We start from the raw sequence: 16,170 nt of genomic DNA on the forward strand, positions 1-16,170 counted from the left end.
ATTTACTCCTGCTCAGGATTTCGCAAATAATAACCTACTCCACGACGTGTTACAATCCAAGCTGGGTGACTAGGATTATCCTCTATTTTTTCACGTAAACGACGAATCGTTACATCAACTGTTCGAACATCACCAAAATAATCATAGCCCCATACAGTTTGCAATAAATGCTCACGTGTCATGACTTGACCAATATGTTTCCCCAAATAATGTAATAGCTCAAATTCACGATGTGTAAGCTCAATGGCTTCATCCCGTTTTAATACTAAATAAGCATCAGGTTGAATGACAAGCGAGCCTACAACAATCTCATTCGACTCTTCTGTAACCTCCTCAGCAGCAGGAGCAACCACCTGTAAACGACGCATATTGGCTTTGACACGTGCAATCAATTCGCGCGTACTAAAAGGCTTTGTTACATAATCATCAGCACCCATTTCTAAGCCTAATACTTTATCAATCTCAGAGCCTTTTGCTGTTAGCATAATAATCGGAAAATCATATTTTTTTCGGACTTCCCTACAAACCTCCATACCATCACGCTTTGGTAGCATTATATCTAAAAGCATTAAATCTGGTTGTTCTTCCTCAACCTTCGCTAGAGCTTCATCACCATCATAAGCACAAATAACCTTATAGCCTTCCTTTATTAAATTAAACTGTAAAATATCCGCGATTGGTTTTTCATCATCAACAACTAAAATTGTTTTATCCATACATTTTCTCCCTTTCGCTATTTATATATTCTTAAAACAAATGTGTATTTTAATTTTTTATCTGAAATTTGTGTCACTCATCAGAAGCTGTAGTTAGTCAATTCTAGATTTTCACTTCTTATTCTATTTTTTCAGTAGATGTTTAGACACCCACTACTATCTATTAGATTTCTATGTTCGATGCTTGACATTCGTCACAAAAAAACTGAAGGAAGTTAAATTCACTACTCTTAACTCTATCATGCTTTTAGCTTCAATGCATTAATCTAAATTCAATGACAATTATTAACTATTAAAATCAATTTCGTCTTGTCGTAATTGTAGCTGCCGCTTTTGCTTTTGATACAAAAAACATTTACAAAATGAAGATAAACAAATTTCGACAAATATTTCTCGGGAAATAATAGAGAAGAAATATACAAAAAGACAGTCCATTTATTTGGACTGCCTATTTATTCGAAAAAATTAACGTCCTACATATGATAAAGGATTGACTAATGAACCATCCTTTTCAACTTCAAAATGCAGATGTGTACCTGTAGAATTTCCAGTAGATCCCATAATGCCGATCACAGAACCTTTTTCCACTACTTGTCCAACTTCAACATTGATTGAAGATAAATGTCCATATAGTGTTGTATAACCATTATTATGATTGATAACAATTCGATTACCATAACTTCCTGAGTTACCTGCTGCAACTACAACGCCATTATCAGAAGCTAAGATATTATAATTACTTGGTCGGGCAATATCAATACCACGATGGACAGTTCCCCATCGTTGACCCATCTGACTTGAAATATAGCCTCCTACAGTAGGCCAAGTAAATTCACCTGTCCCACGAGAAGAAATGACCTTCGTACCAACAACCTCAATCTCATCTACTGGTTGCTGTATAATCTGCTCTTCTAACGCTACTTTGGATGTTCGCGTTCCATTCTCAGAAGTTAATAGATAAGATATTTCTTTTTTACCATCAGCACCCTGCTGCTTCACTACCTTTTCACCTTTATACATGTTTGGGTCTTTTTCAACTATTTTCTTAAAAGGTATTGTATCTATAACTTTTTTCTCTTGTTTGACTTCAAGAGTAACAAATGGTTTAGCAACAGTTACATTCAATGCCTGTCCAATTTGTAGAACAGTATCTACAGTAATACCCGGATTTAAGGCTAGTAACTCAGCTGTCGTTAGGTTATGCCTTTGAGCAACTGAGCCTAGAACATCACCTGATTGAATTTTATAGGTTTCCTGCTTTAAAGAGCCTGTCATTAAATATTCTACAGCTTTCTCAGGAGTTACAATAGTACTTGGAGAAACATTTTGTGTAACACCTGAAACTCCTTGTTTAAAGGAAACATCTAGCAGACGAGTTTCGCCAGATTTTAATGGCGATAATTGATTCGTTGATTGCTGTTTAGTATGTAAACTGTTTATCTCTTGCTGTGAAACATACTGTAATTTTAGTAAACGTATAGTATCTTCATAAGCTTTTGCATCTTTTAAGGATACTAGGGGCTTATTATCTACAAATAATGTAAAGGCTTGAGACTTAGCTACCAAGAATTGCTCTAATTTAGCTAATATTTCAGCGTCTTTAGTTTCATTACTAAACACCTGCTCTGGGATAATTTTAACAGACGCACTAGCATCAATGGACAATTCTTTATACTGTTGACCAACTTCTCTTTCTTTCGATTTGATAATTTCCTGAACAGCCTTCTCATTAGATACTGCCCCAATATATTGATTACCTATATAAATATGAAAAATTTTATTTAAATCTTCTTTATGATTTTCTTTTGCAAAACCAGTATTAACGGTTAAACTTGTCATTAAAATAGCTATAATAGACATTTTTTTGAATGAAGATAGATTGTAAGTGAATCTATTGTTTTCTTCTTTTTTATACCAAGACGAACTCATCAATAAAGCCCCTTCCAACTTTATGCTATCGTAGGATTAATTACCCACAAAATAATTTTGCACCACTATACTGTACCATAAAGGGTAAAGGGATTGAATATTTTCATACTTTTGTAATATAAATGTATTATTTTTCGACTAATTGTTACATAACTCTTATCTATTATATCTCTTATAATTGTAATTTTATGTATTTTTTGGTTGATATTCTTACAATACTAGTCATATATTTTTTATGAGAGTAAAACTTATTTCTTTTTACTTTTTTAATATTCCGATAAAATAGAGAAGAAGGATATACTACTTGATTGGAGCGATTGCATTGAGTGATTCACAGACCTCTGAAATAACGCCTAGATTGGCCAAGTCACAAAAAAATAGAGCTCGTAGAATTGTCATAAGGAGCATTATGGTGGCAATAGGTGCAATAATAATGGCACTAGGATTAGAGTTATTTTTAGTACCAAACCACATTATGGATGGTGGAATCGTAGGTGTTTCTATCATCACTTCACATTTATTAAAGTTACCTCTTGGTATATTTATCTTCATTTTAAACTTACCCTTTATCTTTTTAGGCTATAAGCAAATTGGTAAAACCTTTGCACTTTCTACAGGCCTAGGTATTACCGTACTATCAGTAACAACAATCTTATTACATAATCTACAACCATTTACACAGGATACTTTATTAGCGACCGTTTTTGGTGGCATGATTTTGGGAATTGGCGTCGGCATTGTTATAAGGTATGGTGGATCGTTAGATGGTACCGAAATTTTAGCCATTTTATTTAATCGAAAAACACCCTTTTCTGTGGGTGAAATTATTATGTTCTTCAATATCCTTATCTTTACGGTAGCAGGCTTTGTCTTCACCTGGGAACAAGCTATGTACTCTATCCTAGCCTATTATATTGCCTATAAAATGATTGACATTGTTATTCAAGGGATGGAGGAATCAAAATCAGTATACATTATTAGTGATGAAATAGATGAAATCGGTCAAACCATAATGGATCGGCTCGGTCGAGGTGTAACCTTCCTTCATGGTGAGGGAGCTTATACAGGTAACGATAAAAAGGTTATTTTTACTGTTATTACACGATTAGAGGAGTCGAAGCTAAAATCGATTGTTGCTGAAATTGATGATAATGCATTCCTTGCAATTGGTAATATAGCAGAGGTTAAAGGTGGACGCTTTAAGAAAAAGGATATTCACTAAATCAATTTCGCCTTGGCGTAATTGTAGCTGCCGCTTTGCTTTCGCTACAGAAAACATTTGTTGCTGTCGCTTCGCTTTCGCACAGATAAACAATGCGTCCGGATTTTGAATTGTGCCTGTACAATTCATTCCTTTGAAAATCCGTGACATCCGCCGGAGGCTTTATCTTCATTCAGTAGGTGTTTGGACACCCACTGAAAAGAAACCAAATTCGCATTTATCTCATCACCTATAGAGGTGGGAGTCTGCTGTATCTGCCGCTGCTGCAACGCTTTCGATATAAAAAACATTTGCTGAATGAAGATAAAAATGGGCGTTCCATATATGGACGCCCATTTAGTATATTTCATATATTATGCTTCCCAAATATCCACTAAAACATTAGTTTGTTCACGTGCAGGGCCAACGGAGAATGTGGCAATTTGAATTCCTGTTAACTCGCTTACACGCTCTACATAGCGGCGCGCATTTTCAGGTAGCTCCTCTAAAGTTCTACAGCCTGTTATATCCTCTGGCCAGCCTGGTAGCTCCTCATAGACTGGTTCACATTGTTCAATAATATGAAGATTTGCAGGATATTCAGTAATAGTTTCACCTTGATAATTATACGCAGTACAAATTTTTACAGTGTCTAAGCCAGATAGAACATCGATTGAATTAAGTGCAAGATGTGTAATTCCACTTACTCTACGTGAATGACGGACAACTACCGTATCAAACCAGCCCACACGACGTGGACGACCCGTTGTTGTACCATATTCACGACCGACTTCACGGATTTGCTGACCCACTTCATCGAATAATTCAGTTGGGAATGGACCATCACCAACACGAGATGTATAAGCTTTACATACACCAATTACACTAGAAACTCTTGATGGACCGACCCCAGCACCAATTGCCACTCCACCAGCAACAGGATTTGAAGATGTTACAAATGGATATGTGCCTTGATCGACATCAAGTAAGATACCTTGAGCACCTTCAAATAACACTTTACCGCCTTCATCCAAAACATCATTTAAAATTTTTGATGTATCTGTTACATATTTTGCGATTTCTTGCCCATATGCATAGTACTCTTCAAAAATTTCTTCAAACGTTACACCTTCAACTTCGTAAAACTTCTCAAATAATTTATTTTTAATTGCTAAATTATGACGTAGTTTTTCTTCAAATATTTCTTTGTCCAGTAAATCGGCCATACGGATACCAATGCGGGCTACTTTATCTTGATAGCAAGGGCCAATACCTTTACAAGTCGTGCCAATTTTATTGTCACCACGGCTCTCCTCATCAGCAATATCTTGTTTGATATGATATGGCAAAATAACATGGGCACGATTAGAAATACGTAGGTTGTCTGTATTAATGCCACGCTCCTGTAAACCTCTAAGCTCAGTTACTAATGACTTTGGATTAACAACTAATCCATTGCCGATTACTGACGTCTTATCTTTATAGAAAATACCTGATGGAATTAAATGTAGCTTATATGTTTCACCATTAAATTTAATAGTGTGTCCTGCATTATCACCACCTGCAAAACGAGCGATTGCATCGGCCTTTTGCGATAGGAAATCTGTAATTTTACCTTTCCCTTCGTCTCCCCATTGTGTTCCTACAACTACTACTGATGTCATAATCAGCACCTCCGTTAGATACGCTTTGTATCTCAATTTTTAAGCCGTTAATTATTGTAACAATGATAGAAACAACAAGTCAACAAAAAATAGTTAAAAACACGAACATAAAATCAAAAAATATGATTCAACGTTCGTGTTTAATGACAGAATGGTATGAATATTATCTAACATTTAGATTAAAAGCTTCAAGCGCCTTCTATCGTTAGCTATTCTTAATCACGTGGAGGCGGTGGTGGCATTTGTGACCAGTCCACGTTAATAAATTTATTGAATTCTTTTTTAAATGCAAGTGTAACTGTACCTGTTGGACCATTACGCTGTTTTGCAATAATGATTTCAATCATATTTTTATTTTCCGATTCTTTATCATAATAATCATCACGATATAAGAAGGCCACAATATCAGCATCTTGCTCAATACTTCCTGATTCACGTAGGTCACTCATCATTGGTCGCTTATCTTGACGCTGCTCAACACCACGTGATAGCTGTGATAAGGCAATGACCGGAACCTTTAATTCACGTGCTAATCCCTTTAATGAACGTGAAATTTCAGATACCTCTTGCTGACGGTTCTCTCCAGGTTTACCACTACCTTGAATGAGCTGTAAATAATCAATTAAAATCATTCCAAGTCCATGCTCCTGTGCTAAACGACGACATTTTGCTCGGATTTCATTAATACGTACACCTGGCGTGTCATCAATAAAGATTCCAGAATTCGATAAACTTCCCATTGCCATAGTTAGTTTACCCCAATCTTCCGTAGTTAAAGCACCTGTACGTAAAACTTGTGCATCTATATTTCCCTCTGCGCAAAGCATACGCATAACAAGTTGCTCTGCACCCATTTCCAGTGAGAAGATTGCCACATTCTCACGGGCTTGGACAGCAACACTTTGCGCAACATTTAAAGCAAAGGCTGTTTTCCCCACAGATGGACGTGCCGCTACAATAATTAAATCGTTGCGCTGGAATCCAGCAGTAATATTATCTAAATCACGGAAGCCCGTAGGAATACCTGTAACATCTCCCTTACGAGATTGGAGCTGTTCAATGTTATCAAAGGTTTCCACCAAAACGTCTTTAACATGCTTAAAATCACCAGCATTTTTACGATTGGCTACCTCCATCATTTTCTTCTCTGCTTCACCTAGCAATGCTTCTACTTCATCTTCACGTGTATAGCCATCTTCTACAATTTTAGTAGCGACGCGAATTAAACGTCTTAAGAGTGCCTTTTCTTCAACGATTTTTGCATAGTGTGCGACATTAGCAGCCGTAGGGACAGCATTGGCGAGCTCTAGTAAATACGATAGCCCGCCAACGTCCTCAATCTCTTTTTTTGCAGATAATTCTTCAGTAACTGTAACAACATCTATCGCTTTTCCTTGGTCACTTAAGCGTAGCATCGTTTCGAAAATTTTCTTATGTGCATTATGATAAAAATCATCCGCTAATAAAATTTCCGACGCCGTAATTAATGCTTGTGGATCAAGAAAAATGGCACCGATAACCGATTGCTCCGCTTCCCGGTTATGCGGTGGAACGCGGTCCATCATCGGTTCGCTCATGAATTGTCGCCCCTTATTCTTCCGTTACATGTACTTTTAATGTTGCAGTTACTTCATGGTGTAGTTTTACAGGTACATTTGTAAATCCTAGTGCACGAATACCCTCATTTAAAGTCATTTTACGTTTATCAATTTTAATGCCATGTACTTTTTGTAGTGCATCAGCAATTTGTTTAGTAGAAATAGAACCGAATAAGCGACCACCTTCACCTGATTTCGCCTTCAGCTCTACAGTTAAAGCTTCTAACTTTTCTTTTAACGCTTTTGCTTCAGCTAATTCTGCTGCTGCATTTTTTGCTTGTAATTTCTTTTGTCCTTCTAATTGACTTAATGCTTGTGCATTGGCTTCAGCAGCATAGCCATTTTTAATTAAGAAATTTTGTGCATAGCCATCAGCTACGTTTTTAATTTCTCCTTTTTTACCTTTTCCTTTAACATCTTTTAAAAAAACTACTTTCATGATTCAAAACTCCCTTCAAGTACCTCATTTATGGCCTCTTCTAAATATTTTTTCACGTCCTCTATGGAATTCCCCTCCATTTGGCAGGCTGCATTTGTTAAATGACCGCCACCACCGAGCTTTTCCATAATAAGCTGGACATTTACTTCGCCGAGCGACCTTGCACTTATACCGATTTTTCCATCTGCTCGATGTGCTATAACAAAGGAAGCGCCGACATCCTTCATTGTTAATAAAATATCTGCTGTTTGCGCAATTAATACGGAATCATAAATTTTCGATTCCTCACCGACAGCAATGGCAATACCAGGTTTTACAAATTTTACGGTTTGTACAATTTTAGAACGCTCTATATACGTATCTACATCTTCTTTTAAAAGGCGCTGGACAAGCACCGTATCAGCACCATTTGTCCGTAAATAAGAAGCTGCTTCAAATGTGCGAGCGCCAGTACGCAAGGTAAAACTCTTCGTATCAACAATAATTCCCGCTAGTAGGGCTGTTGCCTCTAGCATATTTATCTTCGCCCGCTTTGGTTGATATTCTAATAACTCTGTAATAAGCTCAGCAGTCGACGAGGCATACGGTTCCATATAAACAAGTGTTGGATTCTCTATAAAATCCTCACTTCGACGATGGTGATCAATCACAACAACCTTTTCAGCCAATCTTAAAAGATGAGAATCGATGACTAAATCCGGTTTATGTGTATCAACTATAACGAGCAACGACTTTTCGGTCATTTTTGCCGCAGCTTCCTCTGGCGTTAGGAAATTTTCATAGAAATCCGATTTACTCTCAATTTCATTCATTAAACGTGTGACACTTCCGTTTAATTCATCAAAATTTATGATAACATAGCCCTTTACATCATTCATTTGCGCCATTTTTCGTACACCGACAGACGCACCAATTGAATCCATATCAGGATTTTTATGTCCCATCACAAATACTTGATCACTTTCCTGAATTAAATCTCGTAAAGCATGGGAAATAACCCTTGCTCTTACACGTGTACGTTTTTCCACGGGATTGGTTTTTCCACCATAGAACTTTAGCTTTCCTGTTGGCTGCTTAATAGCCACCTGATCACCACCACGTCCTAAAACAAGATCAAGACTGGATTGTGCTAGCTCACCGAGCTCCACTAATGATGATGATCCTGCACCAACACCAATACTCAATGTTAATGAGAGATTTTTTTGTGCTGTTTTTTCTCGAATGGTATCTAAAATAGCAAATTTTTTCTTTTCGAGCTCGATTAAGATAGATTCATTTAATACTGCTAAAAAACGGTCAGATGAAATTCTTTTTACAAATATTCCGTGCTCTGCAGCCCATTCATTGACAATGGATGTAACCATTGTATTGGTTAAACTACGTAGCTGGTCATCCATCGCCTGCGTAATTTCATCATAATTATCAACAAATAAAATGGCAATGACTGTACGATCTGCAAAGTATTGCTTTTCAATCGCAATCTGTTCTGTAATATCAAAGAAATAGAGCAGACGTTCTTCTTTTTTATAAAAAACACGATATTTTCGTTCACGTAGCGTAATTGTTGCTTCATTTGACTCTTCTGTCTTCATCAGTACATAGATGTCATCGGAAATATTGACTATTCCTTCACCTACTAATGTTTCCCTATTTAAAACTCCCTGCATATATGGATTGGACCACTCTATTTCATATTGATCATTGACAAGTAAAATTCCAATTGGCATTTCAAGCAATGCCTCTTCTCCTACCTTTTTCATACGAAAAGAAATGGATTCAATATGCTTTTCTGTTTCATCAAAGGCTACCTGTTCTACCTTCCACGTATAGGCCATTAACAGTGCAAAGCCTACTCCATAACCAATACCTATCCCGATATTCCAAAAACATAGAAGCATGAACGTCACAATGCCAAAAATGGAAAGAACAAAAAGCGGATAGCGAATTGGTCGTTTTCTAAAAGTCCCCATTACATCAGCTCCTTATTCTTGAGTTTTCCCTTTCACAAGTGAACGAACATCGAAACCTAAGTCTATGATACCAAGTAATATCATAAAGGATGATAATGGTATCGCGAGCAAAGTAGCAATCCATTTTACACCTACTGGCATACCCTTTTTGGAAATAAAATAATGGATAAAGGAAATTCCCTGTAATATTAATAAAACCCATAAAATATATGAAACATTAATAACAATAACATCTAATGTAGATCCTAAATCTGGGCGTATAAATAAATTGATACACAAAACAATCATGTAATACCATAATATTGAACGTGGTAAACGCATATGTTGAAATGGTGAAAATTTAGGTACATTTAATCCTAGACGTTTTAAAACAGGTAAATTAATTGATATCAGTATAAATGCTACAAAAAATGCTCCTAATGTTACTGTTGATGGAATCGTTAATTCCATCATCTTCGAAACAGCTTCTATCTGGTCAGGAGTAATAGTGGATTGCCCAGTTATATTTTGTGACATTGTTGCTGTTTGTTCATAATTTTTTTTCGCCATTTCTACACCAATCTCAACCATATTAATGCCTGCGAGACGTAAATATGCTAGAAATACAATTGCAGTCGATAAAAGAACTGCAATACCTGATGACATAAATAAATACAATTTACTTTTTTGTTGGCGAATAGTAGAACCCATAATTATACCTAGTACCGCAAAAATAAATGCGAATGGCAGTATGGCTAAACCGCTAGTTATAAATGTTAGAATACATCCGACAATTGCTACTAAAATTGATGTGGAGCGCTTATATTTTGCGCTATACCATGCAAAGGGTAATGGTGCAAATAAAAATACTAGCATGAAAGCAAGAGGAATATACGCAGATATTATCATCATCAACGTAAAAACTGCCACCATTGCAGCACCCTGTACAAGCGCCTTTGTTTGATTATTCGGCATTGAAAACCTTCCTTTTTTCAGTCAAAACTAACTAAACTTTATTGTACCATTTTTTCACGTTATTGAACAAAAAACGCTAAGAACAACTGGATAGATTGTTATATATTTTGTAGAACTCTTGACTATTAGAGCTAAATACATGTCTATATAGAGGATTTTTTACCGAATCTCCTAAATCCTTTCATTAAAAAACATTTTGCAACAAAAAACCAGCATAAACCGATACGAATATCGAAATATGCTGGTCTTAAAAATTGATGCAAGGTCAATACCTTGGCGACATCAATCTTATTTGTCCTCTGCTACGAATGGAAGTAATCCCATGATACGAGATACTTTGATAGCTGAAGTTAATTTACGTTGGTACTTAGCGCTAGTGCCAGTTACGCGACGTGGTAAGATTTTACCGCGTTCAGAGATGAATTTTTTTAATAAATCCACATCTTTATAGTCGATATGCGTAATGTTATTAGCAGTGAAGTAGCAAACTTTACGGCGTTTGCGGCCTCCGCGACGTGGTGCCATAGTATGTCTCCTCCTTATTAATTTTTTTGTTAGAAGTATTTAGAATGGAAGATCATCCTCAGATACTTCAATTGGTCCTTTGCTATTCGCAAATGGATCCTCATCTACACGTGTATAGTTCGGCTGATTCATAGGTGGTTGATTTTGTTGATAAGCAGCATCGTTGCCAAATGAACCCTGCCCAGGCATCGAGCCACCAAATGATTGCTGTGGTTGACCACCACCATACGACGGCTGGTTATTACCGTAAGTCTGTCCACTGTATTGTGGAGCAGGAGCACCGCTAGCACTAGCATTACGAGACTCTAAAAACTGTACGCTATCTGCCACTACATCTGTTGTGTATACTCGCTTACCATCTTGTCCTTCATAGCTACCAGTTTGGATACGGCCTTCCACTCCAATTAAACTTCCTTTTCGCATGAAGTTCGCTAGGTTTTCAGCCTGTTTGCGCCACGCAACGCAACTAATGAAATCAGCTTCGCGTTCACCTTGTTGGTTTGAGAATGTTCGATTCACAGCAACTGTAAATCTTGTAGACGCAATACCATTCGGTGTATAGCGTAGCTCAGGATCTTTTGTTAGTCTTCCAACTAAAACGACACGGTTTATCATCAGAATACAACCTCCTTTTCAGCATTTTGTTAAAAATTATTTTTCTTCTTCGCGAACTGCAATGTGACGAATGATATCTTCGCTAATGTTAGCAAGACGTGTATATTCGTTAATTGCTTCTGAAGGAGCGTTTACTTTCACGATTTGGTAGTAACCTTCACGGAAGTCTTGAATTTCGTAAGCTAGGCGACGTTTGCCCCACTCTTTTGATTCGATGACTTCTGCACCGTTAGAAGTTAAGATTTCGTTGAAACGTTCAACTAAAGCTTTCTTCGCTTCGTCTTCAATGTTCGGACGTACGATGTACATTAATTCGTATTTTCTCATCTGTTTACACCTCCTTATGGACTTAGGCTCTCCTATACAAGGGAGCAAGGAGCAAGTAATAATTATTACTCACATCAATGAATTGTAACATACAGAGACATGTCTTTCAAGTCGCAAACTAATAATTCTTCCTATATAATGAATATAATAGCTTCATGGAAGGAGAGCTTTCATGCTACCAGAGAAAGAGCCGATTGTGATTGAACTCGATATAAAAAAGCTAATGATGGACAATGTTGTTGTCACAAGTGGACTTGTTATATTATTTGTGGCTATACAGTATATTTGCTTTAAAGATTTCCATTTCTCATTTTGGGAAATGATTATTGGGTCCATTCTCTTTGTTGTCCTGTATATTGTATTTATTGTATTACATGAGGCCTCTCATTTAATTGGATTTATGTTATTTGGGGCTGTGCCTTTTAAGTCATTAAAATATGGACTTAATTTAGAGCTTGGTATAGCTTATGCTACAACAGACCAACCACTACCTAATCATGCAATGAAAAAGGCCTTGCTACTCCCTTTTTGGACGACAGGCGTTTTACCTACTATTGTAGGTTTTTACCTTAATAGCACTGTTATAGTCCTAGTGGGGGCTTTTTTAATAGCTGGAGCAGTGGGTGATTTTGCAATGTATAAAGAGTTACGTAAATATCCAAAAAATGCACTTATTAAAGATGATCCTCAGTTACCTAAGCTGTATGTATACACTACCTTAGAAAAGGAATAGAAGTGGTTGGGAGACTCTAAAAATCCCTAAATGCCAAAACGCTATTTAATCCGCGCTTTGGCATTTTCTGATCTATCCTTCAAAAAATTTATGGGGTTAAAAAACCATGCTGTGCAGCCGTATATAAATTTCTCCAAATACGGTTAATCGAAGATGTCTCAGTAATTGCCTCCATTCCAAGATTACGAATGAAGCTGTTGGCAATATCGATACAGGTTGCTGCACTATCCTTACTCATTTGTGAAAATTGTAGTAGCTCTTCATCCGTTAAATTTTGCCCAGCGTTATGTCTTTCCCAGTATTGCGTCAATATTGCATAAAATTGTTCTTCAAGCTGATTAAAGTTTTGTTGCTGCTGCATTAATAAAGAGTGTAATGAATCGATACGTTCTGCACGGCTTGGATCATCACTTTTCTGCTTGATTATAATAGATATCTCTTGTAAGAAATTTTCTGTTATGCCGAGGCAAACACTTAGGAAGGAAGCTTCTGCAAATGTGCCGAACGGAAAGCTATGTACAAAGCTTCCGTAATTATTACGAATAGCACCTAACTGAAATGTTGCTTCTTGTGGCACCCATGCATTTTGTACACTAATCGTATGACTGGCTGTTGCTTTTAAACCCATTGCACACCAATCTTGAAGAATCTCAACGTGATCACGCTCAACCGAACAACTAATGATTTGATCCGTTTTTATACCTTCGCACTCAACAAAGCAATTCATTGTAAAAGTAGTAGCATAATCTGCACCACTACAATACTTCCATTGCCCTGTTACACGATAGCCACCCTCCACTTGCACCGCTATGCCTGTTGGATAGCCACTACCTGCGATAACAGCATTTCTTGGTGAAAATATTTTTTTACAGATATCTTGATTGAATGTTGGGATAAATGCATTGCCACCTGTACCAATTGTGACCAGCCAACCAAAATTTCCATCAAGTGCAGACATTTCCTGAAATACTTTCATACCCTCCATTAAGTTTAAATCTTTACCGCCTAGTTCTTTAGGTGTAAATAGCTTAAACAATTTTTGCTCGTAAATAACTTCTAAGATATCTTTCGGTACATGTCCTAGCTGCTCAATTTCCAGTCCTCGCTCTTTTATGTGTAATAAATTCATCTCTGTACCCACCTTTCAAAATGAAACAGATTATCCTAAATAAAAGAGGCAATCTGATTAAGATTGCCCCTGTTTATGTTTTATACATTGAAACGGAATAACATAATATCTCCGTCTTGTACAATATACTCTTTACCTTCAAGACGTACTTTACCAGCTTCTTTAGCAGCAGCTTGAGATCCAGCCTCTACTAAATCATCGAAGGCTACTGTTTCTGCACGAATAAAACCACGTTCAAAGTCAGTATGAATGATCCCAGCACATTGTGGTGCCTTCATCCCTTTTCGGAAAGTCCACGCACGCACCTCCTGTACCCCTGCAGTAAAGTAAGTTGCTAGTCCGAGTAAATCATAAGAAGTACGGATTAATTGATCTAGACCTGATTCTTTAATGCCTAGTTCTTCTAGGAACATGGCTTTTTCTTCATCATCAAGCTCGGAAATTTCTTCTTCGATCTTTGCACAAATTGTAATAACTTGAGCACCTTCAGCAGACGCATACTCACGCACTTTTTTCACATACTCGTTATTATCAGCATCCGCCACTTCATCTTCTGAAACGTTAGCCACATAAAGCATTGGTTTAATTGTTAAAAGATGAAGGCCCTTAATAACCTTTAATTCATCCTCAGAAAGCTCAGCAGCACGTGCAGGTCGACCATTTTCTAATTGTTCTTTAATTTTTAGTAGTACAGGCTCTTCAATCATTGCTTCCTTTTCTTTTTGCTTGGCCATTTTACTAACACGCTGTAAACGCTTGTCTACAGATTCTAAATCAGCAAGTGCAAGCTCTAAATTAATGACCTCAATATCATCAATTGGATCAACTGCTCCTGATACGTGCGTAATGTTTTCATCTACAAAGCAACGTACAACTTGGCAGATGGCATCTACTTCTCGAATATGCGCCAGGAATTTATTTCCTAATCCTTCACCCTTGGAAGCACCTTTTACAATTCCTGCGATATCAGTGAATTCAAACGCTGTTGGTACTGTTTTTTTCGGTATTACTAATTCTGTTAATTTATCTAAACGTGCATCTGGTACTTCAACAATACCAACGTTTGGATCGATTGTTGCGAATGGATAGTTTGCAGCCAATGCGCCCGCTTTTGTAATTGCGTTAAATAATGTTGATTTCCCAACGTTAGGTAAACCAACGATTCCAGCTGTTAATGCCATGAATGGACACAACCTTTCTATGATCTGTTCATTTTTCTCTCATATAACCTTATCTATTATATTGATTCACTCTTAAAAAGTCTAATACGCCTGAAGCTATGCCTCACTAGCCGAAATTAAAACCTTCTTCATTTTTTTTTCAAATTCACGGCGTGGAATCATAACACTATGCTGACAGCCTTCACATTTAATTCGTACATCTGCACCCATACGAATGATCTTCCACTTGTTTGTGCCACATGGATGCTGCTTCTTCATTTCAACAATATCATTTAGACCAAATTTCTTCGGTTCCATTATTCATTTCTCCCTTCATCTTTAACACCATATAACATCATTTTTGGATGAGACATTGGTATATTATTTTCTTCAAAAAGCTTTGTCACATCTCTACGAATAGTACGTGCCACTCCATATTGTTGCTGTGGTAAAGTCTCAGCCACGATACGAATCGTTACTTCAGTGCCCTTGACATTTTGTACCCCTAAAAAGGCAGGTACTGTTACTAGCTCTTTATGAACATCTGGTAATGATTCTAAATATTTCTTTATAATAGATTCTGCCCTTTCAAAGTCGGCATCACTTGTCATCTGTAAATCTATAAAAATTTTAGAGTTATTAACAGAATAGTTCACAACTTCCCCAATTGAACCATTGGGAATAATAAATTGCTCACCAGTACCTCCGTTAATCTTTGTTGTTCGTAAGCCTATTTCTACAACAGTTCCTTCTGCACCATTAATTTTTATATAATCACCAACACCAAATTGATCTTCAAAAATGATAAAAAATCCAGTAATAACATCCTTTACTAAACTTTGTGCACCAAAACCAATGGCTAAACCAACTATTCCTGCACCAGCCAATAATCCCGCTATTTTAATATCTAGTCTAGATAAAATGGCAATAATGGCAGAAAAATAAACAGCATAGGAAATAATACTTTGTAATAATCTTGAAATTGTTCGCTGTCGACGCTCTGAATGGTTTAATGGTGAACGAATGCGTATTAAGAACACTTTTTTAATAAATTTTTTCCCTAATCGTACTGCGATCCATGAAATAATAAGGATAAGCATAATATCAATGGTTGCATCTACAGCCTGCTCCCAAAACTCTTCCGATGTTAGTTTATTCCAATAATTCTCCATCAATCTCTTGTTGAATTCCAATATTTCCACCTCTTGTA

Annotated in this window: 17 protein-coding genes; 2 read left to right on the top strand and 15 right to left on the bottom strand. The window is 36.8% G+C overall.

Going from position 1 to position 16,170, the window contains the following annotated elements:
- Nucleotides 1–2: 2 nt before the first annotated feature.
- Entirely contained in the window at nucleotides 3–716 is a 714-nt protein-coding gene (gene yycF / locus QNH24_RS26035) for a response regulator YycF (protein WP_283870186.1), read from the bottom strand.
- A 465-nt stretch (nucleotides 717–1,181) separates the two neighbouring features.
- Nucleotides 1,182–2,645, bottom strand: a complete 1,464-nt coding sequence (locus QNH24_RS26040) for a M23 family metallopeptidase (RefSeq protein ID WP_283870187.1) — start codon at nucleotides 2,643–2,645, stop codon at nucleotides 1,182–1,184.
- Nucleotides 2,646–3,054: 409 nt separating this feature from the next.
- Here QNH24_RS26040 and QNH24_RS26045 point away from each other — a divergent pair, with 409 nt between their 5' ends.
- The gene (locus QNH24_RS26045) at nucleotides 3,055–3,867 is read left to right on the top strand and encodes a YitT family protein (RefSeq protein ID WP_054771602.1); all 813 of its coding nucleotides are present in this window, start codon (nucleotides 3,055–3,057) and stop codon (nucleotides 3,865–3,867) included.
- A 125-nt stretch (nucleotides 3,868–3,992) separates the two neighbouring features.
- Here QNH24_RS26045 and QNH24_RS26050 read toward each other — a convergent pair whose 3' ends face one another.
- The 9 genes from QNH24_RS26050 to rpsF all read right to left on the bottom strand — a co-directional run bounded on the left by QNH24_RS26050 (nucleotide 3,993) and on the right by rpsF (nucleotide 11,938).
- Nucleotides 3,993–4,217: a hypothetical protein gene (locus tag QNH24_RS26050; protein WP_283870188.1), complete on the bottom strand. Its 225-nt coding sequence runs from the start codon at nucleotides 4,215–4,217 to the stop codon at nucleotides 3,993–3,995.
- Between the two features lie 3 nt (nucleotides 4,218–4,220).
- Nucleotides 4,221–5,510, bottom strand: a complete 1,290-nt coding sequence (locus tag QNH24_RS26055) for an adenylosuccinate synthase (protein WP_283870189.1) — start codon at nucleotides 5,508–5,510, stop codon at nucleotides 4,221–4,223.
- 215 nt (nucleotides 5,511–5,725) lie between these two features.
- Nucleotides 5,726–7,087 (bottom strand): replicative DNA helicase, encoded by a 1,362-nt coding sequence (dnaB, locus tag QNH24_RS26060; protein WP_283870190.1) that lies wholly within the window; start codon nucleotides 7,085–7,087, stop codon nucleotides 5,726–5,728.
- A 13-nt stretch (nucleotides 7,088–7,100) separates the two neighbouring features.
- The gene (gene rplI, locus QNH24_RS26065) at nucleotides 7,101–7,547 is read right to left on the bottom strand and encodes a 50S ribosomal protein L9 (RefSeq protein WP_283870191.1); all 447 of its coding nucleotides are present in this window, start codon (nucleotides 7,545–7,547) and stop codon (nucleotides 7,101–7,103) included.
- A complete protein-coding gene (locus QNH24_RS26070) occupies nucleotides 7,544–9,517 on the bottom strand; it encodes a DHH family phosphoesterase (protein ID WP_283870192.1) in 1,974 nt (657 codons plus the stop codon). Before QNH24_RS26070 ends, rplI begins: the two co-directional genes overlap by 4 nt.
- A 12-nt stretch (nucleotides 9,518–9,529) precedes the next feature.
- Nucleotides 9,530–10,471 carry a YybS family protein gene (locus QNH24_RS26075; protein ID WP_283870193.1) on the bottom strand — a complete coding sequence of 314 codons (942 nt, stop codon included), beginning with the start codon at nucleotides 10,469–10,471 and terminating at the stop codon, nucleotides 9,530–9,532.
- Nucleotides 10,472–10,759: 288 nt separating this feature from the next.
- A complete protein-coding gene (gene rpsR / locus QNH24_RS26080) occupies nucleotides 10,760–10,996 on the bottom strand; it encodes a 30S ribosomal protein S18 (RefSeq protein ID WP_012296211.1) in 237 nt (78 codons plus the stop codon).
- 39 nt (nucleotides 10,997–11,035) lie between these two features.
- On the bottom strand, nucleotides 11,036–11,611 hold the full coding sequence (gene ssb / locus QNH24_RS26085) for a single-stranded DNA-binding protein (protein WP_283870194.1): 576 nt from the start codon (nucleotides 11,609–11,611) through the stop codon (nucleotides 11,036–11,038).
- A gap of 36 nt (nucleotides 11,612–11,647) precedes the next feature.
- Nucleotides 11,648–11,938 carry a 30S ribosomal protein S6 gene (gene rpsF / locus QNH24_RS26090; RefSeq protein WP_054771600.1) on the bottom strand — a complete coding sequence of 97 codons (291 nt, stop codon included), beginning with the start codon at nucleotides 11,936–11,938 and terminating at the stop codon, nucleotides 11,648–11,650.
- A gap of 172 nt (nucleotides 11,939–12,110) precedes the next feature.
- Between rpsF and QNH24_RS26095 the strand changes: the two genes are divergently transcribed.
- Nucleotides 12,111–12,671, top strand: a complete 561-nt coding sequence (locus QNH24_RS26095; protein ID WP_283870195.1) for a DUF3267 domain-containing protein — start codon at nucleotides 12,111–12,113, stop codon at nucleotides 12,669–12,671.
- An 88-nt stretch (nucleotides 12,672–12,759) separates the two neighbouring features.
- On the opposite strand, the gene QNH24_RS26100 is transcribed toward QNH24_RS26095, so the two are convergent.
- The 4 genes from QNH24_RS26100 to QNH24_RS26115 all read right to left on the bottom strand — a co-directional run bounded on the left by QNH24_RS26100 (nucleotide 12,760) and on the right by QNH24_RS26115 (nucleotide 16,153).
- On the bottom strand, nucleotides 12,760–13,800 hold the full coding sequence (locus QNH24_RS26100; RefSeq protein ID WP_283870196.1) for an acyl-CoA dehydrogenase family protein: 1,041 nt from the start codon (nucleotides 13,798–13,800) through the stop codon (nucleotides 12,760–12,762).
- An 80-nt stretch (nucleotides 13,801–13,880) separates the two neighbouring features.
- The gene (ychF, locus tag QNH24_RS26105) at nucleotides 13,881–14,981 is read right to left on the bottom strand and encodes a redox-regulated ATPase YchF (RefSeq protein WP_283870197.1); all 1,101 of its coding nucleotides are present in this window, start codon (nucleotides 14,979–14,981) and stop codon (nucleotides 13,881–13,883) included.
- Nucleotides 14,982–15,077: 96 nt separating this feature from the next.
- Nucleotides 15,078–15,278, bottom strand: coding sequence for a DUF951 domain-containing protein (locus tag QNH24_RS26110; protein ID WP_054771598.1), 201 nt, complete (start codon nucleotides 15,276–15,278; stop codon nucleotides 15,078–15,080).
- Complete coding sequence (locus QNH24_RS26115) at nucleotides 15,278–16,153, bottom strand: mechanosensitive ion channel family protein (protein ID WP_283870198.1); 876 nt, start codon at nucleotides 16,151–16,153, stop codon at nucleotides 15,278–15,280. Before QNH24_RS26115 ends, QNH24_RS26110 begins: the two co-directional genes overlap by 1 nt.
- Between the last annotated feature and the right edge of the window lie 17 nt (nucleotides 16,154–16,170).

The sequence above is a fragment of the Lysinibacillus pakistanensis genome, assembly GCF_030123245.1.
In the GTDB taxonomy this organism is placed as follows: domain Bacteria; phylum Bacillota; class Bacilli; order Bacillales_A; family Planococcaceae; genus Lysinibacillus; species Lysinibacillus pakistanensis.

Bases quoted from the DNA above. Each gene is read 5' to 3' on its own strand.
- yycF (WP_283870186.1), bottom strand. From the start codon at position 716: ATGGATAAAACAATTTTAGTTGTTGATGATGAAAAACCAATCGCGGAT.
- QNH24_RS26040 (WP_283870187.1), bottom strand. From the start codon at position 2,645: ATGAGTTCGTCTTGGTATAAAAAAGAAGAAAACAATAGATTCACTTAC.
- QNH24_RS26045 (WP_054771602.1), top strand. From the start codon at position 3,055: ATGGTGGCAATAGGTGCAATAATAATGGCACTAGGATTAGAGTTATTT.
- QNH24_RS26050 (WP_283870188.1), bottom strand. From the start codon at position 4,217: ATGAAATATACTAAATGGGCGTCCATATATGGAACGCCCATTTTTATC.
- QNH24_RS26055 (WP_283870189.1), bottom strand. From the start codon at position 5,510: ATGACATCAGTAGTAGTTGTAGGAACACAATGGGGAGACGAAGGGAAA.
- dnaB (WP_283870190.1), bottom strand. From the start codon at position 7,087: ATGAGCGAACCGATGATGGACCGCGTTCCACCGCATAACCGGGAAGCG.
- rplI (WP_283870191.1), bottom strand. From the start codon at position 7,547: ATGAAAGTAGTTTTTTTAAAAGATGTTAAAGGAAAAGGTAAAAAAGGA.
- QNH24_RS26070 (WP_283870192.1), bottom strand. From the start codon at position 9,517: ATGGGGACTTTTAGAAAACGACCAATTCGCTATCCGCTTTTTGTTCTT.
- QNH24_RS26075 (WP_283870193.1), bottom strand. From the start codon at position 10,471: ATGCCGAATAATCAAACAAAGGCGCTTGTACAGGGTGCTGCAATGGTG.
- rpsR (WP_012296211.1), bottom strand. From the start codon at position 10,996: ATGGCACCACGTCGCGGAGGCCGCAAACGCCGTAAAGTTTGCTACTTC.
- ssb (WP_283870194.1), bottom strand. From the start codon at position 11,611: ATGATAAACCGTGTCGTTTTAGTTGGAAGACTAACAAAAGATCCTGAG.
- rpsF (WP_054771600.1), bottom strand. From the start codon at position 11,938: ATGAGAAAATACGAATTAATGTACATCGTACGTCCGAACATTGAAGAC.
- QNH24_RS26095 (WP_283870195.1), top strand. From the start codon at position 12,111: ATGCTACCAGAGAAAGAGCCGATTGTGATTGAACTCGATATAAAAAAG.
- QNH24_RS26100 (WP_283870196.1), bottom strand. From the start codon at position 13,800: ATGAATTTATTACACATAAAAGAGCGAGGACTGGAAATTGAGCAGCTA.
- ychF (WP_283870197.1), bottom strand. From the start codon at position 14,981: ATGGCATTAACAGCTGGAATCGTTGGTTTACCTAACGTTGGGAAATCA.
- QNH24_RS26110 (WP_054771598.1), bottom strand. From the start codon at position 15,278: ATGGAACCGAAGAAATTTGGTCTAAATGATATTGTTGAAATGAAGAAG.